The 22,160-nt window shown below is 71.9% G+C and carries 15 protein-coding genes; 10 read left to right on the top strand and 5 right to left on the bottom strand.

Annotation, left to right across the window (positions count from 1 at the left end; genetic code table 11):
* Nucleotides 1–83: 83 nt before the first annotated feature.
* Together dxs and OG928_RS08800 are read left to right on the top strand one after the other, a co-directional pair.
* Nucleotides 84–2,018, top strand: coding sequence for a 1-deoxy-D-xylulose-5-phosphate synthase (gene dxs, locus OG928_RS08805; protein ID WP_406281270.1), 1,935 nt, complete (start codon nucleotides 84–86; stop codon nucleotides 2,016–2,018).
* A gap of 265 nt (nucleotides 2,019–2,283) precedes the next feature.
* Nucleotides 2,284–3,753 carry an amino acid permease gene (locus tag OG928_RS08800; RefSeq protein WP_406281268.1) on the top strand — a complete coding sequence of 490 codons (1,470 nt, stop codon included), beginning with the start codon at nucleotides 2,284–2,286 and terminating at the stop codon, nucleotides 3,751–3,753.
* A gap of 202 nt (nucleotides 3,754–3,955) precedes the next feature.
* Here the strand turns inward: OG928_RS08800 and OG928_RS08795 are convergent, their stop codons facing one another.
* From OG928_RS08795 to OG928_RS08785, 3 genes are all read right to left on the bottom strand, one after another.
* The gene (locus tag OG928_RS08795; RefSeq protein ID WP_406281266.1) at nucleotides 3,956–4,750 is read right to left on the bottom strand and encodes a hypothetical protein; all 795 of its coding nucleotides are present in this window, start codon (nucleotides 4,748–4,750) and stop codon (nucleotides 3,956–3,958) included.
* 171 nt (nucleotides 4,751–4,921) lie between these two features.
* On the bottom strand, nucleotides 4,922–6,040 hold the full coding sequence (locus OG928_RS08790; RefSeq protein WP_406281264.1) for an LLM class flavin-dependent oxidoreductase: 1,119 nt from the start codon (nucleotides 6,038–6,040) through the stop codon (nucleotides 4,922–4,924).
* A 103-nt stretch (nucleotides 6,041–6,143) separates the two neighbouring features.
* The gene (locus tag OG928_RS08785) at nucleotides 6,144–6,953 is read right to left on the bottom strand and encodes an SDR family NAD(P)-dependent oxidoreductase (protein WP_406281262.1); all 810 of its coding nucleotides are present in this window, start codon (nucleotides 6,951–6,953) and stop codon (nucleotides 6,144–6,146) included.
* A gap of 818 nt (nucleotides 6,954–7,771) precedes the next feature.
* Here OG928_RS08785 and OG928_RS08780 point away from each other — a divergent pair.
* From OG928_RS08780 to OG928_RS08770, 3 genes are all read left to right on the top strand, one after another.
* Entirely contained in the window at nucleotides 7,772–8,545 is a 774-nt protein-coding gene (locus tag OG928_RS08780; RefSeq protein WP_406281260.1) for an SDR family oxidoreductase, read from the top strand.
* Between the two features lie 111 nt (nucleotides 8,546–8,656).
* Nucleotides 8,657–9,364: a hypothetical protein gene (locus OG928_RS08775; RefSeq protein WP_406281258.1), complete on the top strand. Its 708-nt coding sequence runs from the start codon at nucleotides 8,657–8,659 to the stop codon at nucleotides 9,362–9,364.
* A complete protein-coding gene (locus OG928_RS08770; protein ID WP_406281256.1) occupies nucleotides 9,316–11,358 on the top strand; it encodes a hypothetical protein in 2,043 nt (680 codons plus the stop codon). Before OG928_RS08775 ends, OG928_RS08770 begins: the two co-directional genes overlap by 49 nt.
* 10 nt (nucleotides 11,359–11,368) lie before the next feature.
* On the opposite strand, the gene OG928_RS08765 is transcribed toward OG928_RS08770, so the two are convergent.
* The gene (locus tag OG928_RS08765; RefSeq protein ID WP_406281254.1) at nucleotides 11,369–12,511 is read right to left on the bottom strand and encodes an LCP family protein; all 1,143 of its coding nucleotides are present in this window, start codon (nucleotides 12,509–12,511) and stop codon (nucleotides 11,369–11,371) included.
* A gap of 49 nt (nucleotides 12,512–12,560) precedes the next feature.
* Nucleotides 12,561–13,073 carry a GNAT family N-acetyltransferase gene (locus OG928_RS08760; RefSeq protein WP_406281252.1) on the bottom strand — a complete coding sequence of 171 codons (513 nt, stop codon included), beginning with the start codon at nucleotides 13,071–13,073 and terminating at the stop codon, nucleotides 12,561–12,563.
* Nucleotides 13,074–13,234: 161 nt separating this feature from the next.
* Here OG928_RS08760 and OG928_RS08755 point away from each other — a divergent pair, with 161 nt between their 5' ends.
* The 5 genes from OG928_RS08755 to OG928_RS08735 all read left to right on the top strand — a co-directional run bounded on the left by OG928_RS08755 (nucleotide 13,235) and on the right by OG928_RS08735 (nucleotide 22,157).
* Complete coding sequence (locus OG928_RS08755; protein WP_406281250.1) at nucleotides 13,235–13,813, top strand: plasmid pRiA4b ORF-3 family protein; 579 nt, start codon at nucleotides 13,235–13,237, stop codon at nucleotides 13,811–13,813.
* A 220-nt stretch (nucleotides 13,814–14,033) separates the two neighbouring features.
* Nucleotides 14,034–15,578, top strand: a complete 1,545-nt coding sequence (locus OG928_RS08750) for a TIGR02677 family protein (RefSeq protein ID WP_406281248.1) — start codon at nucleotides 14,034–14,036, stop codon at nucleotides 15,576–15,578.
* Complete coding sequence (locus tag OG928_RS08745; protein ID WP_406281246.1) at nucleotides 15,575–16,822, top strand: TIGR02678 family protein; 1,248 nt, start codon at nucleotides 15,575–15,577, stop codon at nucleotides 16,820–16,822. Before OG928_RS08750 ends, OG928_RS08745 begins: the two co-directional genes overlap by 4 nt.
* A complete protein-coding gene (locus OG928_RS08740) occupies nucleotides 16,819–20,940 on the top strand; it encodes a TIGR02680 family protein (RefSeq protein ID WP_406281244.1) in 4,122 nt (1,373 codons plus the stop codon). The genes OG928_RS08745 and OG928_RS08740 overlap by 4 nt, the downstream gene beginning before the upstream one ends.
* On the top strand, nucleotides 20,937–22,157 hold the full coding sequence (locus OG928_RS08735) for a TIGR02679 family protein (RefSeq protein ID WP_406281242.1): 1,221 nt from the start codon (nucleotides 20,937–20,939) through the stop codon (nucleotides 22,155–22,157). The genes OG928_RS08740 and OG928_RS08735 overlap by 4 nt, the downstream gene beginning before the upstream one ends.
* Nucleotides 22,158–22,160 lie beyond the last annotated feature (3 nt).

Here is a 22,160-nt window from a genome sequence, read left to right as displayed (position 1 = left end):
GCACGACCACGTCTAGACTCGATGAACGCCTCTCCCGCACGCAGGTCCGCGGGGCGGTGACGGATCCGACGAAGGAGGAACGGGTGGCCCTGCTGGACAGCGTTCGAGGACCCCGTGATCTCAAGGCCCTCTCGCCGGAGCAGCTCGCGCAGCTCTCGGACGAGATCCGCACCTTCCTGGTGGAGTCCGTCTCCAAGACCGGTGGGCACCTGGGCCCCAATCTCGGTGTGGTCGAACTGACGGTCGCCATGCACCGGGTGTTCGAGTCCCCGCGCGACAAGATCCTCTTCGACACCGGACACCAGAGCTACGTCCACAAGATCCTGACCGGCCGCAAGGACGAGTTCGCGCGGCTGCGCCAGGCCGGCGGCCTGTCCGGCTACCCGAGCCGGGCCGAGTCCGAGCACGACGTGATCGAGAACTCGCACGCCTCGACGGTGCTGTCGTGGGCCGACGGTCTCGCCAAGGCGTACCAGGTGCGCGGGCAGACCGACCGGCACGTGGTCGCGGTGATCGGCGACGGCGCGCTGACCGGTGGCATGGCCTGGGAGGCGCTCAACAACATCGCGGCCGCCAAGGACCGCCCGGTGATCATCGTCGTCAACGACAACGAGCGCTCCTACGGTCCCACCCAGGGCGGCCTCGCCGACCACCTCGCGACGCTGCGCACCACCCGCGGCTACGAGCGGTTCCTGGAGTGGGGCAAGGGCGTCCTCGGCCGCACGCCGGTCGTCGGCGGCCCGGTCTACGACATGCTGCACGGCGCCAAGAAGGGCCTCAAGGACGCGGTCGCGCCGCAGGGCTTGTTCGAGGACCTCGGCCTGAAGTACGTCGGCCCGATCGACGGCCACGACGTCGAGGCGGTGGAGACGGCGCTGCGCCGGGCCCGCGGCTTCGGCGGGCCGGTGATCGTGCACTGCATCACCCAGAAGGGCAAGGGCTACGCGCACGCGGTCAACGACGCGGCCGACCAGTTCCATTCGGTCGGGGTGATCAACTCCGAGACCGGCCTGCCGGTGAAGAAGTCCGGCGCGTCGTGGACGTCGGTGTTCGCCGACGAGATGGTCGCGATCGCCGACGAGCGCGAGGACGTCGTGGGCATCACCGCCGCGATGCTGATCCCGGTCGGGCTGCACAAGTTCGCCGCGAAGCACCCCGACCGGGTGTTCGACGTCGGGATCGCCGAGCAGCACGCGGTGACCTCGGCGGCGGGGCTCGCCACCGGCGGTCTGCACCCGGTGGTCGCGGTCTACGCCACGTTCCTCAACCGCGCGTTCGACCAGGTCCTGATGGACGTCGCGCTGCACAAGTGCGGGGTCACGTTCGTGCTCGACCGGTCCGGCGTGACCGGTCCCGACGGTGCGAGCCACAACGGCATGTGGGACATGTCGATCCTCCAGGTCGTTCCGGGCCTGCGGCTCGCCGCGCCGCGCGACGCGGCGCAGGTGCGCGCGCAGGTGCGCGAGGCGATGGACGTCGACGACGCGCCGACCGTGGTGCGGTTCGGCAAGGGCGCGGTGGGTCCCGAGATCGAGGCGATCGGCAAGATCGACGGGATGGACGTGCTGCGCCGTACCGGCCCCGAGCGCAACGGCGGCGGTGAGCACGGCGACGTGCTGATCGTGACGGTGGGGCAGATGGCCGAGGTCGGCATCGAGGTCGCCGACCGGCTCGCCGACCAGGGCATCGTCGCGACCGTGGTCGACCCGCGTTGGGTCAAGCCGGTCCCGACCGCGCTCGCGCCGCTCGCCGCCCGGCACAAGCTGGTCGTGACGATCGAGGACAACGGCCGCGCCGGCGGTGTCGGTTCGGCGATCGCGCAGTCGTTGCGGGACGCGCGGGTGGACGTACCGCTGCGCGACTTCGGCATTCCGCAGGAGTTCCTGGACCACGCGGAGCGCGCCGACATCCTCGCCCGGATCGGGCTGAACGCGCAGGACATCTCGCGCCAGGTGGTCGAGGAGATCGCGTCCAAGACGGCCGACAGCGACACCGAGCAGCACCAGACGCCCGCCTGACCGGGGCGTTTGCCGGGACGGTCTCGGGTTCGTGCGGCGGAGGAACCTCGCGGTTCCCGCCCCACGAACCCGGGACCGTTTCCGTGTGCGGACCGGGATTTGTGCCGGCCCCTCGCCGGGCCCGGCCCTCCCCGCCGACTCTCCCCGTCGACTCGCGTCGCCGACGAGTTCGAAGATCACCCTGACGCGCCGGGGGCGGGTCCCCCACAAACAGGACTGAAAGCCCCGATCATGGCAAGGGTCTCCGCCACCAGGAGGTGCTGCCATGGCCAACGCGTTGTTTCGTACCAAGAACATCGAGCAGTCCATCCAGGACACCGATGTTTCCGAAGGACACGGTCTCCGCCGCGAGTTGACCGCGCTCGACCTGATGGTCTTCGGGGTCGGCGTCGTCGTCGGAACCGGCATCTTCGTCCTCACCGGCACCGCCGCGAAGGACTACGCGGGACCCGCCGTCGCGCTGTCGTTCGTGCTGGCCGGGATCGTCTGCGGGCTCGCCGCGCTGTGCTACGCGGAGTTCGCGTCCACGGTCCCGGTGGCGGGTTCGGCGTACACGTTCTCCTACACGACCCTCGGCGAGCTGCCCGCCTGGATCATCGGGTGGGACCTGATCCTGGAACTCGCCCTCGGCGTCGGGGTGGTCTCGATCGGCTGGTCGGGCTATCTGACCTCGCTGCTTTCGCAGGCCGACATCGAACTGCCCGAGTCGATCACCGCCGCGCCGGGCGACGGAGGGGTGGTCAACCTGCCCGCCCTGCTGCTCGTGCTCGGGGTCGCGGCGGTCCTGGTGTTCGGGATCAAGCTCTCGGCGCGGTTCAACATGGTGATGGTCACGATCAAGCTCGCGATCGTGCTCCTGGTGATCTTCGCGGGCCTGTTCTTCATCAATACCGGCAACTACACGCCGTTCGTGCCCGACTCGCAGCCGCCGGCCTCCGGCGGCGGCGACCTGAAGGCGCCGCTGGTGCAGACCCTGTTCGGGTTCGAACCGCAGATCTACGGCGTGATGGGGATCTTCTCCGGTGCCGCGCTGGTGTTCTTCGCGTACATCGGGTTCGACGTGGTCGCCACCGCCGCCGAGGAGACCAGGAAGCCGCAGCGCGACATGCCGATCGGGATCCTCGGCTCGCTCCTGATCTGCACGATCCTCTACGTCGCGGTAGCGCTCGTCGTCGTCGGCATGCAGCGCTACGACATACTGTCGTCGTCCGCGCCATTGGCGGAGGCGTTCCGATCGGTCGGCAAGGGCTGGATCGCGACGATCATCAGCATCGGCGCGGTCGCCGGACTGACCACCGTGTGCATGATCCTGATGATGGGCCAGAGCCGGGTGTTCTTCGCGATGAGCCGCGACGGGCTGCTGCCGCCGCTGTTCGCGAAGGTGCACCCCAAGTACGGCACGCCGCACGTCAGCACGCTGCTGATCGCCGTGGTGGTGGCCACGATCGCCGGCTTCACCCCGATCCACGAGATCGACGTGATGGTCAACATCGGCACGTTGTTCGCGTTCCTGGTGGTCGCGGCGAGCGTGTTGATCCTGCGGCGGACCCGGCCGGACCTGCCGCGCGCGTTCCGGGTGCCGTTCGTGCCGTGGCTGCCGATCCTGTCGATGTTCGCCACGCTGTGGCTGATGATCAACCTCAGCAGCGAGACCTGGATCCGGTTCGCGGTGTGGATGGTGGCCGGCTTCGGCGTCTACTTCTTCTACGGGCAGCGGCACAGCCGACTGCGGTGAAGCGGCTTCCCCGGCCGCGTATCGGGGCCCGGGTCGTGTCGACCCGGGCCCCGATCGCGCTGGTCGGCCGTGCGTGGCGCCGATCCGACTGCCGTCGTTCACGCGGCAGTTGTGGAACCCCGACGAGGGTTTCCTCGCGACGCGGGTGGTGAACTGCCGGCGGGTCCGGTGAGCGGCCGGTCGCGGGCCGGTCGCGGGTCGGTCAGCCCCAGAGTTCGTCCGTGTACTTGTCGGTGCCGACCACGGTCGGGATCCACGGCGCGCAGAACGAGACCTTGCCGATGCCCGAAGCGTCGATCTGCCCGGCCCATGCCTTGAACGCGTCCCAGCTCTCGCGCGGGTCGCCCTCGAGGAAGTACAGCTGCATGCTGCGGGTCGCGGCGTTCGGGTCGCGCGGGACGAACGCGGGGGCGTCGTCCTTGAGCGGGACGGCGGTCCATGCGGCGACCGAGGCGATCGGCGAGCCGGCGAGGAAGTCCGGCAGGTGCCCGGTGAACCAGGCCTCCAGGTCCTCCTGCGTGACGCCCTCGTCGCGCTGCACGGTCAGCGAGACCAGGCCCTGGTAGTTGCGATCGAGCGCGAGCTCCAGTGGGACCGGGTCCTCGTCGCGGTACCAGCGGCTGTCGTGGATGTACATGCCGGTGTGCGCGTGGATCCGGTGCTGGAAGCCGCGGTCGTTGCCGTAGAGCCAGTTGACCTGGTCGACGGCCCACGCGTTCCACTCGTCGAACTGGCCGTCGTTGATCCAGTAGATCGCGACGTAGGAGCCGGCGTCGATGGCCGGTACGACGTCGGTCTCGGCCGGGAAGCGCAGCGCCTTGAGGTCGGCGGTGGCCACCCAGCGGCTGCCCGCGAGCATGCCGGGGCCGATCATGCAGCCGGCGTAGAAGTGGTCGCGCTCGTACCAGCGGTTGTAGCTGACCTCGTGGCCGCGCTCGGGGTCCACGGCGGTGAACAGCATGCTGCTCACCTTGATCGGGTACTCCTTGAAGCTCATGACTGCCTTTCGGGTGGTGCGGTGATCGGGTCGTGCCGTGATCGGGGGGATCACCGGTGTGGTGATCACTGGTGCGGTGATCGGTCCGTGTGGTGATCGGTCGTGCGGTGACACGTGTCGTGCGGGACGGGCCCGGCGGGCGTACCCGGCCGGGCGGGGTGGCGGCGCGGGTCAGGCTTGCCGGCGGAACCGTGTCGTGCGGTGCTCCGGGTCGGTGTCGAGCTTGGGGATGATGTACTTCCCGAACAGTTCGATGGTCTTGAGTGTGTTCTCGCGGTCGTCGCAACCCAGGCCGAGGACGAGCTGGTCGACGCCGACCGCCTCGTAGGCCTTGACGGCGTCCAGCACACCGTCCGGGTCGCCGCAGATCAGCGCGCCCGCGTCGGCGGCGAACTCGACCAGCTCGGGCGTCAGGTCGGCCATCAACTCGGGCCAGTAGGGGATGCCCTCGGGGTGCGGGAACGTGTCGTGGTAGCGGAACACGTTGCTGGTCAGGTACATCGGGCGGGCCGCGACCGCGTTGGCGATCGCCCGCTCCTTGGTGTCGGCGACGAAGCCGGTGGACACGCACAGCACGTTGTCGTTGACGAAGTCGGCGATCGGCTCGGCGTTGCCGATCTCGCGCTTGTAGCCGGCCACCAGCTTCTCGGCGCTCGCCGGGTCGCCGATCGAGAAGCCGAGTACGCCCAGGCCCATTCGGGCGGCCATCGCGTAGGAGGGCGGGCTGCCTGCGGCGTACCACATGGCGGGGTGCGACTTGCCGTACGGCTTGGGCAGGATCTTGCGGGGTGGGAGCTGCCAGTAGGTGCCGTCGTAGCCCTCGTAGGTGTCCTGGAGGAACATCTTCGGGAACTCCCGGATCACGTCCTCCCAGATCGCCTTCGTCTCGGACATGTCCTCGATGCCGGGCAGGAAGCCGAGGATCTCGTGGCTGCCGGCGCCGCGCCCGGTGCCGAACTCGAAGCGGCCCTTGGTGAGGTGGTCGAGCATCGCGACCCGCTCGGCGACCTTGGCCGGGTGGTTGACCTGGGGGAGCGGGTTGAAGATGCCGGAGCCGATGTGGATCCGCTCGGTGGCGTGCGCGAGGTAGCCGCACATCACGTCGTTGGCGGACAGGTGCGAGTACTCGTCCAGGAAGTGGTGTTCGCTCAGCCACGCGTACTTGAAGCCGGCCCGGTCGGCCGCGATCGCGAAGTCCATGTCGTTCATCAGGGCCTCGTGCTCGGCGTTCGGGTTTCCCTCGCGCCGGAACGACGGGTTGTATCCCTGGAGAAAGATGCCGAATTCCATAGCGCTCCCAGTTCCGAGATCGGGTCGGGCGGGTCGGGACGTTCAGGTGCTCCGGGGTGGGTGGCGTGGCGGGCGGCGGGCGGTCGGGGGCGCGGCCGTCGGGTCAGGGGGCGAAGGTGCCGTCCGGGCGGCGGACCCAGCCGGAGGCGGCCATGGTGCCGCCGTCGACGTGCAGGGTGGTGCCCGTGACGAAGCGAGCGAGGTCGCTCGCGAGGAAGACGATCGGCGCGGCGCAGTCGTCGGGCTCGCCGAGGCCGAGCGGGACCTTGGCGGCGTAGTCGTACGCGCCCTCGTCGGTCTCGAAGGTCTCCGCGAGGCCGGCGTCGCCGGGGGTGGGGATGGCGTCGGGCGCGACGCAGTTGACCCGGATGCGGCGGTGGGAGAGTTCGAGGGCGAGCGACTTGGTGAGCTGTTCGACCGCGGCCTTCATCGCGGCGTAGACCGCGAAGCCGGGTGCGGCGCGGAACGCCTCGATGCTCGTGACGTTGACGATCGAGCCGCCCTCGCGCATGAGCGGGACGCCGTGTCGGATCACGTGCGTGACGGAGGTGAAGTTCTCGTCGACGAGTGCGGCCTGGCCCTTGGCGCGGACCTCCATGAACGGCGACCAGAAGCCGCCGCCGGCGTTGTTGACGAGGATGTCGAGCGGGCCGAGCGCGCCGTGCGCCTCCTGGACGAAGCGTTCGACGCCCTCGCCGTCGCGGACGTCGAGCTCGACCGCGAGCACACGGCGCCCGGTGGCCTCGATCGCCTTCGCGGTCTCCTGGAGGCCGGTGGTCTCGCGGTCGCAGATGGCGACGTCCGCGCCGAACCGCGCCAGCGCGAGTGCCGTCGCCGCGCCGATTCCCCGGGCGGCGCCGGTGACCAGGGCGACGCGATCGGTGAGCAGGGCGGCGGAAGGGTCGAGCAGCACGGGGGCACCTCACTGTGGATCGCGTACGTTGTCGCCTCGGCGCGGGGCCGCCGTCGCCGGCGAGCTCTGCGCTGGGGTCACCATGCCACCTGACGACCCGTCACCTGAAGGGAGACAGCTGTCTTTTTCCGGCCGGACGGCCTGGCGTCCACGCAGGTCCGCACGTAATCTGACGCCCTGTCAGCAAAAGTGGCGCACATCACCGGCGGACGACACGTGTGTAGTCGCACGTGGCCGGGGTGCCGGCGGGCGCGGTCGCGGGTGGTTGCGGGCGTGGTCGCAGGCACAGGCACAGGTGTAGGCGTAGGCGTGAGTGGTTGCGGTCACGGCTGGGCGCCGGCGCGGGCGATTGTGGCTGCGGCTGCGGCTGCGGCTGCGGTCGCAGGCTTGGGCCGTCGCAGGTGGTTCTGGTTGCGGGTGCGGGTGCGGTCGGGCGCAGGTCGTCGTGGGCGCAAGCGCTCGTGGTTGCGAGCGCAGTCGGTCGCGGTCGCAGGCGGTTGCCGGAGGTTGCAGGCGCCGGCGGTGGCGGTCGCGAGCGCAGCATGATCGCAGGCGCAGGCGCAGGCGCAGGCGCAGGCGGTAGCGGTCGCGGGCCTCGGCGCGATCGGCACTTGGTTGCCGGCGGTCGTGGTCGTGAGCGCAGTCGGTCGCGGTCGTTGGTGCTCGCGGTCGCGGTCGCGGTCGCGGTCGCGCGCGTCGGCGCTGCCGGTGGTCGGATCGGGTCGCGCTCGCGACGCGGCTTCGCTCGTGGGCGTCGTCGCGGTGGCGGTCGTGGTCGCCGGGGGTGTCGCCTCATACGTCACGGAGGAGTGGACGCAGTGGGCAAGCTCGACGGCAGGGTCATCATTATTTCCGGTGCCGCGCGTGGGCAGGGCGAGGCGGAGGCGCGCCTGTTCGTGGCGGAGGGTGCGAAGGTCGTGATCGGCGACGTCCTCGACGACGCGGGCGCGGCGGTCGTGAAGGAGCTCGGGGACGCGGCCCGCTACGTGCACCTGGACGTGCGCGAGGAGGCCCAGTGGGCCGAGGCCGTCGCGGTGGCGAACGAGGCATTCGGCGCGCTGAACGGCCTCGTCAACAACGCCGGCGTGCTGCGGTTCGGGGCGATCACCGACACGTCGCTCGACGACTACATGGAGATAGTCGGAATCAACCAGGTCGGCGTGTTCCTCGGGATGAAGGCGGTCATCCCCTCGCTGGCGGCCGCCGGCGGCGGCACGATCGTCAACACGTCCTCCACCAACGGTCTCCAGGGCGTCGCGGGGATGATCGGGTACACCGCGACCAAATTCGCCGTCCGCGGCATGACCAAGGCCGCCGCGCTCGAACTGGGCCGGGTGGGCATCCGGGTCAACTCGATCCACCCCGGCGGGATCGACACCCCGATGGTGCGTCCCGACAACATCGAGGGCCTCGTCAGCGACGAGACCGCGTCCGCCGCCGACATCTACGCCAACCTCGCCCTCGGGCGGATCGGCCGCGCCGACGAGGTCGCCAAGCTCGCGCTGTTCCTGACCTCGGACGACTCGTCCTACTCGACCGGCTCCGAGTTCCTCGTCGACGGCGGGATGATGGCCGGTCCGAACTGGGCCTGAGCCCCCGGGCTCGGGTACCGCACGGGGCGGTGCCCGAGCCCCCATTGCCGCTTCGCATGGATTGTCCGAAATCCATGCGAAGCGGCGACGGCGCTCACTACGCTCTGCGACGTGGCGCTATCTCCCGATTCCTGCGGCATCGTGGCCGACTTCGGAATGTGGCTCGCGCAGCCGGGCCGGCCCGCCCAGGACACCGAGCGGATGATCGACGTCCTCGGCACCCTGCTCGACCTGCGGGTCGCGTGCCTGCAGCTCGACGACCCCACCCGCTGGCGCGCCGGCGACCTGGACGCGCTGCTCGAAACCCTGGTGCCCGCGCACGTGGCGCTGCCCCGCGACGACACCGTGAAGCTCGTGGTGCCCGCGCTGCGGTTGTTCCTGGAGTTCCTCGGCGACCGCGGCCGCGTTCACCCCGACAGCGACGGGCACGCGGAGCTGTGCGGGGTGCTGGCTCGGCACGAGGGCGAACTTCCGGCCAGGATGGCGGATCCCGCGCGTTGGGGGTCGGCGAAGAAGCTGTTCGTGGCGGGCTACGCGACCGGTCCCGGGCGGGGGCGGGCGCTGCCCGCGATCCGGCTGCCCGACGAGCGCGAGCTGGCTCGGGCCGCGTCGGTGGCGCCCTCGTTCGCCGCCGCGCTCGCGCTGGCGCGCTGGGTGGGCCGCGGGCGACCGGTCACCGCCACCGGCGTGCTGCGGCTGGCCCCGCCGCCGAGGCCGCGCTGCTCCTGGGCATCGGCGAGGCGGTCGCGGGCACCCGGAGCGCGCGCGACGTGGAACCGCTGCACCACGTCTGGTCGATCGCGTGCGCGGCCGGGCTGATCGAGGTGCGTCGTACGGTCGCGACCGCCGGCGCGGTCGCGCGTGCGCTGGCGGCGGGTCGGCCGGCCGACGTACTGCGCGTGTGGTCGAGCCTGTGGGAGGGCGTCGCGGTCGGTGAGGTCACCGGGCGGCCGGCGAGGCTCCGGGCCGGGCATGTGCTGCGCGGTGGCGACGTGATCCGCGAGCTGCTGCGCGAGCTGTACGACCACGCGGGCCGATGGGTGCCGATGGGCAGCCTGTTCGAACTGCTCTCGTACACGCCCGACGGGCGGCTGCGCTCGACGTCGGTCGCCGACCCGGCGCTGTTCACCGGTATGACGCTCGCGCACCAGATGGACGACCTGCGCGCGTTCGGCGTCCTGGAGATCCGCGAACTCGTGGGCGGCGGGGAGCCGTTCATGGCCGTGCGACTGACTCCGCTGGGGCTGTACGGGCTGCGGTCGCGCTTTCTCGAACTCGGCGTACCCGCACCGCTCGCCGGCGCCGGCGCGGGCGGCCCGGCCGAACCGTCGCTGCCCCCGCTGTACGTCCCGCCCCGGGACGAGTGCGCGCTCGCCGCGCGGATGTCGCCGCTGCTCGCGCAGGCGGCGGCGCTCGCCGAGTACGTCGAGGAGTACGGGCCGCTGCCGATCACCCTCGACGACGTGCTCGTGTGGGACGTCGCGCGTCGGGTGGTCGCCGCCCTCGGCATCCCGGAGCAGCCCGACGCGCCCGACCGGCCCGACCCGCCTGCCCCCGCGCCCCGCGGCGCCCGCACGGCCCGCGACGTGCACGCCCTGCACCGGCGCTGGACGCTCGCGCTCGGCACCGGTTTCCTGTACCTCGCCGACGGGTTCGCGCACGTCGCGGACGGCCTGCGGGTGTGGCACGAGGGCGGCGACGCCGAACTGGTCGCGCTCGCCGCGCGTGCGATGGTCGTGGTGGCCGAGGACAACGCGACGTTCGGCGAGATCCACGACGGCCGATGGGACCTGCCCGAGGGCCTCGCCGCGTCGCTGTTCACCGGCCTGGTCCAACTCGGCGGCCCGCTCCCGGTGTCGCTGTTCGTCGGCCTCGCGGTCCGCCGCGACCTCGACCACGTGGTCCGCACGCTGCCCGTCGAACCACCGGCCGAGGACGAGGCGTTCGCCCTCGGGCGGATCCTGGACGCCCCCGACCTGAACCGCGAGATGGGTCTGCTGTGCGACGCGACCGACGGGACCGACGGGACCGACGGGACCAGCGCGATCAGCGCGACCGACGCGACCGTGCCGGCGGACCGGGACCCGGCCGACGTGCTGGTCCGGGTCCGCGCGGGGATGGTCCTGCTGGCCGACCGGCTCGCCGCACTCGGCGTGGTCCGGCGCACCGCCGAGGGCATCACGCTCACCGGCCTCGGCGGCGCGCTCGTGCACCGGATGTTCCGCGAGCAGGGCCTGCCGGTCGCCACCGTCGACGACTACACCGCGGCGTCGGGCGCCCGGCTGCTGTGCGCGATGGGCGCGTGGCCGCGACCGATCGCCACCCGTGCGTTCGCGAGCTGGGTCGGGTGCCGACCGGTCGACGTCGCGCTGTCCGAGCTGTGCGCGGCGGCGGGGGCGGCCGGACCCACCGAGCGGCTGATGCTCTTCGCCCACGTGGGTGACGCGGACCTCCCCGAGGCCGCCGTCGACCACGCCCTCGCCGAGGCCGGCGCCGACCCCACGCTGGCCCCGCACGTGTGGAACTGGCGGCTCACCCACGACCGCGACGTCCCGCCCGCGACGCTGCGCACGCTGGCCTGGCTCACCGCGGACAACGCCGCGGCGGCGCTGCTCGGCCGGCACGAGGCCGCCGTACTGGGCCTGCTCACCGAGGTCACGGGCAGCCAGGGCCCGGGCGCCGACGTGGTGTTCGGCGAGCTGGCGGCGATGGGTCACCCCTGCGCCGAGGACGTCCTGCGCTTCGCCGAGGCCACCCACCCGGACCCGGAGGTCGCCATGGCGGCACGCCGGGCCCTGCACCGGTTGCGGTGAGGGCGCGCGGTCACGGGCGCCAGAGTTCGCCCTCGGCCGGTTCGGGCCACGGGATGTCGGCCCTGACCGCCGCGAACAGTTCCTTGCAGCGTTTGTCGTCGAGCAGCACCACGCTCTGACCGCCGCCGCGCTCGCCGAAACCGGCGACGGGGGCGGTGCGGAAGGCCAGGTCCGCCTCGTTGATGCCCTTGAGGTCGGTCGCGAGATCGAGCATGAACCGGAAGTTCATGTCGTCGTCCACCGTCAACGACTTCGTGAGCGCCTGGAGGAGGTTCTCGGTCCGCAACGGGCTGCCGAGTACGCCCTCGGCGGCGACCTTCTCGGCGATCGCGCCGAGCAGTTGCTGCTGGTGCGCGACCCGATCCAGGTCGCCCCGTTCCAGCCCGTACCGCTGCCGCACGAACTTCAGCGCCTCGTTGCCGTCGAGCTTCGCCTCGCCCCTGTCGGCGTCCACGGTCACCCCGCCGAGCGCGTCGACCATGCCCTTGAAGCCGCCGAAGTCCACCGCCGCGTAGTGGTCGATCCGGACGCCGGTCAGATTCTCGATCGTGGCCACGAGCAGGGCCGGCCCGCCCCATGAGAACGCCGCGTTGAGCTTGGCCTCGCCGTGCCCCGGGATCGCCACCCACGAGTCGCGCGGCAGCGAGATCGCCGAGATCGAACCCCGGTCGGACGGCAGGTGCAGGATCATCATCGTGTCGCTGCGCCGCCCCTCCAGCGCCTCGGGGTCGGCGCCGGCGGCTGCCGCGTCCATCCCGACCAGCAGGATGTTCAGCGCGCGGCCGGCGACGGGATCGGCCGGCGGGCGGGGTCCGGCCGCGGGGATGCTCGACCGGTCGAAGACACCGTCGATCCGCTTGATGTTGGAGTTCAGCGAGTACAGCACCCACGCCGCGCACCCGCCCAGCGCGAACAGCGACAGGGTCACCAGCCCGACGAGTCCCACGACCGCCTTGCGCCGTCGCGACCACGGCTTGCGCTTGGGGGCGGGCGGCGCCTCGGTCGTCTCGTCCGACTCGGTCGCCTGTCCCGGATCGGCCGACCCATCCGGATCAGTCGTCCCGTCCGACTCCACCGCCCCATGCGACTTCGCCGCCCCGTCCGGTTCGCCGGTCCCGGCCGACTCGTCCGTCGCACCCAGCGCATCCGTCATGCGCAGAAGTTAGCTGACCAACCGTCAGCACCGGGCGCGGATTCGGAAGTCAGTGCGAACGCGAGACCTCTCGCCGCATACACACCCGAGCCCACCGATCGAGCCCGGCCGCCGCCTCGGCCGCCCGAATCGCCGCCAGCCCGGGCGTCACCTCGTCCGCGCCGAGCAGCCGAAACCCGATCCGCTCGTAGTACGGCGCGTTCCACGCGACATCCCGAAAGGTGGTGAGCGTCAACGCGAGCCCACTCTCCACCTGAACCCGATCGATCAACGACCGCCCGAGCCCCCGCCGCGCCCCATCGCCATGCACCGAAACCTGCTCGATGTGCGCGGCCCCGTCCACGCGGTCCCAGGTCGCATAGGCGAGCACCGGATTCCCCACCACGAGCAGTCGGCCACCCACCAGGTACCGCTCCAAAACCGCGATCTCCGGCGGCTCGTCCGCGGCGATCTCCGGCATTCCGACATCCCCGAAGCACCGCCCGGCCGAGACCTCGACCTCCCGCAGTCGCTCCAGTTCATCCACGCTTGGCACCCGAATCGGATCAGTCACACCCGGCATCCTGCCGCCCACGGCAGCCCGGAGCACCCGATTTGCCTCGTGGTCAAACATGTCCGGTCATTCTCGATCTGTTGTGGTCGGTGATCCGTTGGTGGGTGGCCGGTCCTGCGGTGGCCGGCACAGTGTTGGGCATGGTGAATGCGCGAGGAGTGAAGTCGACCGTGAGTGCCGGATCCGGGGCGTGGGGGAGTGTCCACCGGATCAAGGTCACGCTGGCGGGTTCCAAGCCGCCGATCTGGCGGCGGCTGGAGGTGTCGTCGGAGTGCACGCTGAAGCGGTTGCACGCGGTCGTTCAGGTGGCCTTCGGTTGGGAGGACTACCACATGTGGGCCTTCGAGACCGAGCAGGAGCGGTATGGCGTGGCCGATCGTGAATTGGGCATCCGGAGCGCGGCGTCCAAGAAGCTCGACCAGGTGGCTCCGCGTGTCGGTGATCGACTCCAGTACACCTACGACTTCGGGGACGACTGGGTGCACGACGTCCTGGTGGAGGCGGTCGCTCGCGCCGAATCCGGGACCGTCTACCCCCGCTGCCTGACGGGTCGGCGGGCCGGGCCGCCCGAGGACAGTGGCGGTATCTGGGGCTATGAATACCTCCTCGAGATCCTGGCCGACCCGAGTCACGAGGAACACGCCGAGCGGTTGGAATGGCTCGGCCTCGAATCGGGGGACAGGTTCGATCCTGCCGCGTTTGACGTGGAGGCGATCAACGCCCTGCTCGGCCGCCTGCCCGGCCGCTGAACCCCGTCCCGAGGCCGCCGTCTCATGGCGTCAAGAAACCGATCGGCACGTTCCGGGCCTGTACGCGCGTCCCGTTCGGGGGCGCCCGGAGGCTGCCCGCCCCCTTTGGCATTGCGCGCTGGACACGGGAGGTTTCGGCCGGGCCGCTTGCGCGGATGGAGAGCGTGACGGTTGGGGGATTCGCCCGAGGGCGCCCGCGCGGTTCGTCTAGTCTGGTCGCATGGCTCGGGGCAACCAGGGGGATGGTCGGGAGGCTCGCGATCGGCTCGTCGCGTACAGCTATCTGAGTGCGCCGGAGCGGGACGACTATCTGGCGATCGTGCGGTTGTTCGGTTCGTCGCTCATGGCGGACCTCTCCGCGCACGAGGTCGCCGAGCGGCTCGGGCGGACGGATGTGGAGACCGTCACCGCGCGGCTCGACGCGCTCGTCGGGTGGGGCAATCTGATCCGGAGCACGCACCGCGTGCGGGCCGCGAGCATCGCGGAGTTTCAGCGGGCGCGGTCGCGCTACCAGATCTCCAACCTCGGTGAGCGGATCCAGCGGGACGTGGACGACGTGCTCACGTGGGCCGACGCCGCGCGCGAGGTTGCCGCCGAGTTGCTCGCCCTCGTGGATCGCGAACTCGCCGGGTTGACACGCGGGGTGGCCGCGCCCGGCGGGGTCGACCCCGAGCAGGCGCGGGACGCCGTGGCCACGCTGTTCGTGCAGTTCGGCGAGTTCGCCGATTCGGTACGGGACTTCTACGCCTACCTCGGCCAGGTGCTGGCACGCTACGACCTCGACGGTGACGAGTACCGGGGGTTCAAGGAGCTACTGCTCGACTACGTCGAGGCCATCCGTGAGGACGTCGCCTTCCACACACCACGGATCCGGGACTCCCTCGACACCCTCGCGCCGTACCTGACCGATCTCCTCGGTCGCATCGACGACCTCGGCGGCGGCCTGGCCGGCCTCGAGGAGGTCACCGGATCGCGAGTGCAGCGCAGCCGCGGCCGTGAGCTCGCCGACTGGGCGGCGCTCCGGGCGTGGTTCGTCGACGTGGACGGGCAGGGCAGTCAGGTCGACCAACTTCGGGCGGCGACGATGCGCGCCCTCGGTTCGCTGCTCGCCAACGCCAAGCGGATGATCCGCTCGACCACCTCCGGGCAGTCCCGGCGCGGCGACCTGATCCGGCTCGCCGCGTGGTTCGACGGGTGCGACGACACCACCGCGCACGACCTGTACGCGGCGGCGTTCGGCCTGTACGGGGCCCGCCACCTGGGCGTGGTCGGCGACCTCGACGTCGCGATACCCGCCGGCACGAGTTGGTGGGAGGGACCCGTGGCCGAGGTACCGGTCGCGCTGCGCGAGCGCGGCGAACGGTCGCAGCGCGGGCGGGCGGCGTCGGTGGAGGACCACTCCGCGCAGAAGGCGCAGCTGATGGCGCGGGCCGAGGCCGAGGCCACCGCTCGGGCCGACGCCGCCGCCGAGTTGCGGGCGGTGGCCGCGCAGCTCGATCGAGCCCGGCTGTCGACGGCGGCCAAGGCCCTGTTCGAGGAGCTGTTCACCGGCGCGCTCAACAGCGTCAGCGGTGACCTGGCGGCCTTGGACGGTGCCCGCCGCGACCTCGACGAACTCGACATCGCGCTCGGCCTGCGCGTGGATCCGGCCGCCCGCACGCTGGTGCGCAGCGCCGAGGGCGACTTCGAGATCGACGGGCTGCGCGTGCTGCTGGGCCGCGCGGGGTCCGAATGGGACCTCGACGCCGTTCGGGAGAGCCGATGAGCGACCACGACGCCGCCATCGCCGACGAACGCCGGGCCGCGGCCCGGCGACTGCTCGCCGACCCGCTCGTCCTCGCGGACGGGCCCCACCGCGACGAGTTCGCCGCGATCCGTCGGCACGCGGACTGGCTGACGACCGCGTTCCGGCAACTGCTCGGGTACGAGGTCGTCGTCGAGGCGCGCTTCGCCCGGCTGCTGAAAGCCGGTCCCGGACCCGGCGCGGGCCGTGCGCTCTTCCGGTCCACCGGGACTCCCTTCAACCCACGCACCTACGCCTACCTCACCCTGGGCCTCGCCGCCCTGGTCACCGCGCCCGAACAGGTCCTGCTGTCCCAGCTCGTGAGCGACATCCGGGGTGCGGCCGCCGATGCCCGGATCGAACTCGACGACGCGGGACGGCAGGTCGAACGGCGCACCCTGGCCGCCGCGCTGCGCCAACTCGTGCTGTGGGGCGTGCTGGTCGAGGTCGACGGCAGCCTCGGCAACTACGTCGAGAGGGAGGACGCCGAGGCGCTGCTGAGCGTCGACCGCGACCTCGCCCGCGCGTTGATCGCCGGACCGCTCGCGCAGGCGACCGACGCCGCGCACCTGATCGCACTCGCCCACGATCCGGGTCATCACGGTGTGCGGGTGGCCGTCCGCCGACGCCTGGCGGAGACGCCGGTCGTCTTCCGGGACGAACTCGTACCGGACGAGGACGACTGGCTGCGCAAGAATCAACGGCGCGAAGCCCGTACGTTCGAGGAATTCGTGGGCCTGCACGCGGAGATCCGGGCCGAGGGCATCGCCCTGCTCGATCCCGCCGACGAGGTGTCCGACGTCGCGTTCCCCGGCCGGGGAACGGTGGCGCAGGCAGCGCTCCTGCTGATCGAACGCCTGGTCGCCCAGGTGCGCCCCGACCAGCCGGCCGCCTCGGTCCCGGTGGCCGACGCGCTGATCGACGAGACGCTCGCCGTGCTTGTGACCGAGTACGGGCGCAAGGCCGGCTGGCAGCGCGATCTCGTCGAGAACCCGCTTCGACTCCGCGACGAGGTCACCGAACTTCTCGCGCATATGCGCCTGTTGCGTCGGTCGACGATCGGTGAAAGCGCCGGTGGCAGCGAACGCGACGAAGGCGAAGGGGGGAGCGGCGCCCGGCGCAGCCGAAGCGGCAGCGCATGGGAAGTCCCCGCCATCGCCGCTCGATACGCGTCCCGACTCCGCGAGCAACGACCCCGCGCGATCCAGGAAGGCCTGCCCCTGTGACGGTTCCGACCCCGATCCCGCTCGCGTTGCCGCAGCACCCACACCGTTTTCGGCTGTCCCGGGCCGGCATTCGCAACGTGTGGCAGTACGACGACGCCCGGTTCGACTTCGCCACCGGCCGGATGTTGTTGCGCGGCAAGAACGGCGCGGGCAAGTCCAAGGCGCTCGAAATGCTGCTGCCCTACCTCCTCGACGGCGAGCAGCGTTCGATCGACGCGATGGGCACCGGGCGTACCACGCTCAAGTGGCTGATGCTCGACGGCTACACCGCGACCAACCGGCTCGGCTATCTGTGGGTCGAGTTCGAGCGGGTCGACGAAGACGGCGAAGCGCGACACCTCACGCTCGGCGCGGCGGTGCGTGCGTCGAACTCGACCAAGGAAGCCAAGCCGTTCTTCTTCGTCACCGATCGGCGCGTGGACCACGACCTGACCCTCGTCGAGAACGGCCAACCGCTCGCGATCGACCGGCTCAAGGGGCAGGTCGGCGCGAGCAACGTCACCGACCGCGCCGCCGAGCACCGCACCCGGGTCGCCCGCGACCTGTTCGGCCTCACCGACACCGCGCGCTACCGCAGCCTCACCCACCTTCTGCACCGCCTGCGCCGACCCACCGTGGGCGACAGGATCGAGGCCGGCGGCCTGACCGCGGTGCTCACCGAGGCGCTGCCGCCGCTCGACGAGGACATCCTCACCACGGTCGCCAAACACCTCGACGATCTGGTCGCGATCCGGCGCGACCTGCACGACCTCGAAGAGCTGGACCGCGCCCTGGCCCGTTTCCTGACGGGCTATCAGGGATATCTGCACGGCGTGCTGCGGATCCGGACCGAAGCGGTGGCCGACCGCCTGACCGGCCTGACCGCCGGTCGCCGGGCCGCGGGGGACAGCGAACGCAAGGCCGCCGACCTGCGCGCGGAAGAGGACCACCGCAACGGCAAGCTCACCCACTGGCGGGACCTGTCCCGCGCGGCCACAGCGGAGCTGCGGGCCCTGCAGGAGAGCGCCGCCTACCGAAGCCTGACCGAGATCCAGGACCGCAAGTCACGAGTGGCGGCCATCGAGGACGCCGCCCGGTCCGCCGGTGACGCCGCCGATACCGCCCGCCGAGCGGAAGAGGCCGCTTCCGCCCGCCTCGCGGCCGACCTCGAACGGATCGCCGGCACGGTCAAGGAACTCGCGGCCGAACATCGCACCCTGGTGCGAGCGGTCGTACAGGCCGGACTCGACGCCACCGCGACCGGCGTCGCGCCCACCACCCCCGTCGAAACCTTCGCGCCCGAGGTCGCCGCCGTGGACGTCACGCCACTGCGTGCCGCCATCGAGGAGTGGGCCGCGCGACTCGACGCGGCCGGCCCCGTGGTCAAGGCCCGGCTGCGCGCCGTCGACGAACTCGACCGACTTCTCAAGGCCGCGATCGACGCCGGCCAAGCCGCCCGCTCGGCGGCGGCGGACGTCGAACGCCTGGACGCACTCGCGGAGACCGCGCGGCAACGGATCGACCGGCACGCGGCCGAGGTCGAGCACGCCGGAACCGCGTTCGCCGAGCGGGTGCGCGCCTGGGCCCACCCGCTGGGCGAGGCCGCCGCGCCGATCCTGGCGTTGGTGACCGCGGCACAGGACGACTCGCTCCCCCTGGAGGACCGGACGCTGCCGGCCGAGGCGCACGACGAGGTCGAGCGCGCCGCGCGGACGATCGTGGACCCGCTGGCCGCCGACCTCGATACCCACCGGGACCGGGCCCGCGAGGCCGTCCGGGCCGCGGCCGGCGAACTCGCCGCACTTCGCGCCGAGCACGACGCTTGGACCCGGCGGCCCGACTCGGCGCCCGATGCCGGACGCTACCGGGCGGCGGTCCGGGCGCCGGGCACCGGTGCGCCGCTGTACCGCCTGGTCGATTTCGCCGCCCATCTGACCGAGTCCGAACAGGCCGGCCTGGAAGCAGCGTTGGAGGCATCGGGGCTGCTCGACGGCTGGGTCGCTGCCGAGGGGCTGGTGCTTGACGCGGACACCCGTGACGTGCTCCTCGCGCCGACCGCGACGGTCACCGGCCGCACCCTGGCCGATCTGCTCGACCCCGTATCCGTGCCCGACAGTGGTGTGACGGTCCATCAGGTCGCCGCCCTGCTGCGTTCGGTCGCCGCGGACGAGGGCACCAGTCGGATCGCCGTCGACGGCACCTGGCGGCTCGGCGTGGCCTTCGGCGCGCACACGAAGGAACGGGCCGAATACGTCGGCGCCGAGGTCCGTGCCGCCACCCGTCGCCGCAAGCTCGTCGAACTCGGCGCCCGCATCGCCGACGCCGATGCCGAACACGAGAGCAGGCAGGACGTACTCGCCGACCTCGATCGTCGGCGCGACGAACTGCGGGCACTGCTACGGGCGTTGCCACCCGGACGGGATCTGCACGCGGCCTGGATCAGGCTCGGCGAGGCCCGTGAACAGGCGCGCGACCTGGCCGGGCGGTTGACTCACGCGCGCCGGGACGCGGACGCGAAGCGCGTCGTCGAGGTCACTCGCCGCGAGCGCGCCCACGCACACGCGACCGCGCACGCGCTGCCCGTCGAGCGAGCCGAACTGGCCAAGCTCCGCGGGCTCGTGGACCGGGTGCGGCACGACGTCGAGGGGCTGCGCCGGCGGGCGCTCGCGACGCGCGACGGCCTCGGCACGCACCTGGACGCGCGGGACGCCTGGCGCACGGCCCGTCGAGGGCACGCCCGCCAGGTGTCCGCGCATGAGGAGAGCCTCCTGCGCCTCGCCGAGGAGCAGGCCGGGCTCGCCGTACTGGAGGCGGCCCTCGGCGAGGATCCACAGGCCATCCTGGCCCGGGAGCGGGAGGTGTCGCAGCGCCTGGAGGAGGCCCGCAGGCAGATTCGGCCCGCCGAGCTCGCCGTGCAGGAGACCCACGACCGCGCGATCAGGGCGGAAGCCGAACGCGACGCCCGCAAGACGGATCTCACCGCGCTGGAGGAGGCGGTGGTCGCCACCGGCGCGGAACTGCGCCGCGCGCTCGCGCTGCCCGAGGTTCAGCGCGGTGCCGGTCTCGACGGGGCGGAGACCTTGATCGCACCCGAGGCGCCCGGCACCGATGTCCGGTCCCGGATCCGCGCCCTCGACAGCCTCCTGCGTGAGATCCGCGAGCGGCTCGGCCCACCGGGCAAGGACGCCTCCGACACGACCTTGCTCAACCGGTACACCGAACTCCAGGCCGGCCTGCGCGGCGGCTACGACGCGGTGCTGACCGAGACCGACGGCGTCAAGCTGTGCCACATCACCGACGACCACGGACGGCACGACGTGGCGCTGATCGCCCGCCGGCTCGCCGACCAGGCCCAGGACGCCCGCACCCGCCTCTCGGAGCGAGAGCGTGAGGTCTTCGAGCGATACCTGCTCGGTGAGTTGGGTGACAACCTGACCGGTCAGGTGTTCGCGGCGAAGGCACTGATCACGCTGATGAACGACACCCTCGACGGCGTCCGTACCTCGCACGGGCTCGGTGCGCGGCTGGTCTGGAAGATCCGCGAGGACGCCGACGCCGACACCCGCGCCGCCGTCGACCTGCTCGACGGTCCCGCCGCGCTGCGCTCGCGCGCGGACGCGGAGAACCTGCGCGTCGTCCTCCAGCGGCTGATCGAGGCCGAGCGGCAGAAGGATCCGACCGCCGGCTACGCCCTGCACCTGCGCAGGGCACTCGACTACCGGGACTGGCACACCTTCGAGGTGCAGGTGCTCGACGACGCGCGCCCCGGCGGCCGGCGCACGCTCAACGCCCGGATCGGTCTCAGCCAGGGCGAGCAGCGGGTGATCTCCTACCTGGTCCTGTTCGCCACCGCCGCCGCGCACTTCGAGTCGGTCGCCGCCGGGGCCGTGCAGGCGCCGCGGATGATCCTGCTCGACGACGCGTTCGCGAAGGTCGACGAACCCACGCACGGGCGCCTGCTGGGCCTGCTGGTGCGCCTCGACCTCGACTTCGTGCTGACCAGCGAGCGCCTGTGGGGCACCTTTCGCGAGGTGCCGTCCCTGCACATCTACGAATGCCTGCGCGACCCCCACCACCGCGGCGTGGCCACGCTGCACTTCACCTGGGACGGCTCGCGCAAGCGGCTGGTGGGTACGTGACCTCGCGGGCCACCCTCGACTGGCTCGGCGGACCCGAGTTGGCCGATCTGTGGGACCGGCTGCGGGCCCGGGTGGAAGGCAACGGCGTCGTCGTCCGGGGCCACATCCGCAGCGCGCACTGGTCGCCCGACGAGCGGCGCCGACTGTCCATGCTCCTGGGGCGATCCGTGCCGCCCACCGGCACCGTCACGATCACCCTGACCGAGGTGGACGAGCGCCTGCGCGCCACGACCGACGGCCTGCTCGCCGTGCTCGAAGCACTCGGCGGCCCGCTGCGCGACCGGGCGGGGGAGCGCCGGGCCCGCCGGGACACCGCGGTGCGCCTGTGGGACGAGGCGGCCCGGGTCGCGGACCGGGACTGGGTCGACGCCGTCCGCCGCTCCGGCAGCCTCGCGCGGTTGCCGGCGGCGGAGGCGTTGCGGCTGATCGAACAGGGCGCCCGCGTCCTGGCCGCACTCGACCCGGACCACCCCGTCGGCCGCGGCGACCTGGCCGCCCGCATCACCGGCACCGCCCACGGCCTCGACGACGGGACGCTGCTCGCGCGCATCGTGCTGCGCGGGTTGGCGCTGCGCCACGTGGACGGGGTGATGCCCTCGGGCGCGTCCGAGCGCCGCGACCTGTGGCGGCTGGCGGGCGCGGCCACCGACGAGGTCTCGGCCACCGTGCTGACCCTGGGCCTGCGCCCGCCGGGCCACAGTGCGGCCGGCCGGTTGCTGCGCGAGCGTGCCGACGCGGGCTTCGAGACCCATCTGACGGTGCGCGAGATCCGCCGCCTGTCGGGTCCGCCCGTGGCCGCCGGCACAACGGTGTACATCTGCGAGAACCCACGCGTGGTCGAACTCGCCGCCGACCGGGGTGCGTCGACCCCGCTCGTGTGTACCGCCGGCAACCCGGCGACGGTCGTGACGACCCTCCTCGGAGCCCTCGCCGAAGCGGGTGCCGACCTGCGCTATCACGGCGACTTCGACTGGCCGGGTCTGGCGATGGCGGATCGCGTCCTACGCCGCTTCGGCGCCTCCCCGTGGCGGATGACTGCCCTGGACTACGAAGCGGGCGTCAGCCTGGCACGGACCCACGCCACCCCCCTCGAACCCCTCACCGGCAACCCGCACGACGCCACATGGGACCCCGAACTCACCCCGACCATGCTCGCGTTGGGCGTCAAACTCGAAGAGGAAACGGTCCTCGATCTCTTGCTCGCGGACCTGTCCTGACGA

This window comes from Embleya sp. NBC_00896, from assembly GCF_045207785.1.
In the GTDB taxonomy this organism is placed as follows: domain Bacteria; phylum Actinomycetota; class Actinomycetes; order Streptomycetales; family Streptomycetaceae; genus Embleya.
This window is presented reverse-complemented; position numbering and strand designations above follow the sequence as displayed.

Coding starts and splice junctions, on each gene's coding strand:
- OG928_RS08745 (WP_406281246.1), top strand. CDS start 15,575: ATGAGCGACCACGACGCCGCCATCGCCGACGAACGCCGGGCCGCGGCC.
- OG928_RS08750 (WP_406281248.1), top strand. CDS start 14,034: ATGGCTCGGGGCAACCAGGGGGATGGTCGGGAGGCTCGCGATCGGCTC.
- OG928_RS08790 (WP_406281264.1), bottom strand. CDS start 6,040: ATGGAATTCGGCATCTTTCTCCAGGGATACAACCCGTCGTTCCGGCGC.
- OG928_RS08800 (WP_406281268.1), top strand. CDS start 2,284: ATGGCCAACGCGTTGTTTCGTACCAAGAACATCGAGCAGTCCATCCAG.
- OG928_RS08795 (WP_406281266.1), bottom strand. CDS start 4,750: ATGAGCTTCAAGGAGTACCCGATCAAGGTGAGCAGCATGCTGTTCACC.
- OG928_RS08765 (WP_406281254.1), bottom strand. CDS start 12,511: ATGACGGATGCGCTGGGTGCGACGGACGAGTCGGCCGGGACCGGCGAA.
- OG928_RS08760 (WP_406281252.1), bottom strand. CDS start 13,073: ATGCCGGGTGTGACTGATCCGATTCGGGTGCCAAGCGTGGATGAACTG.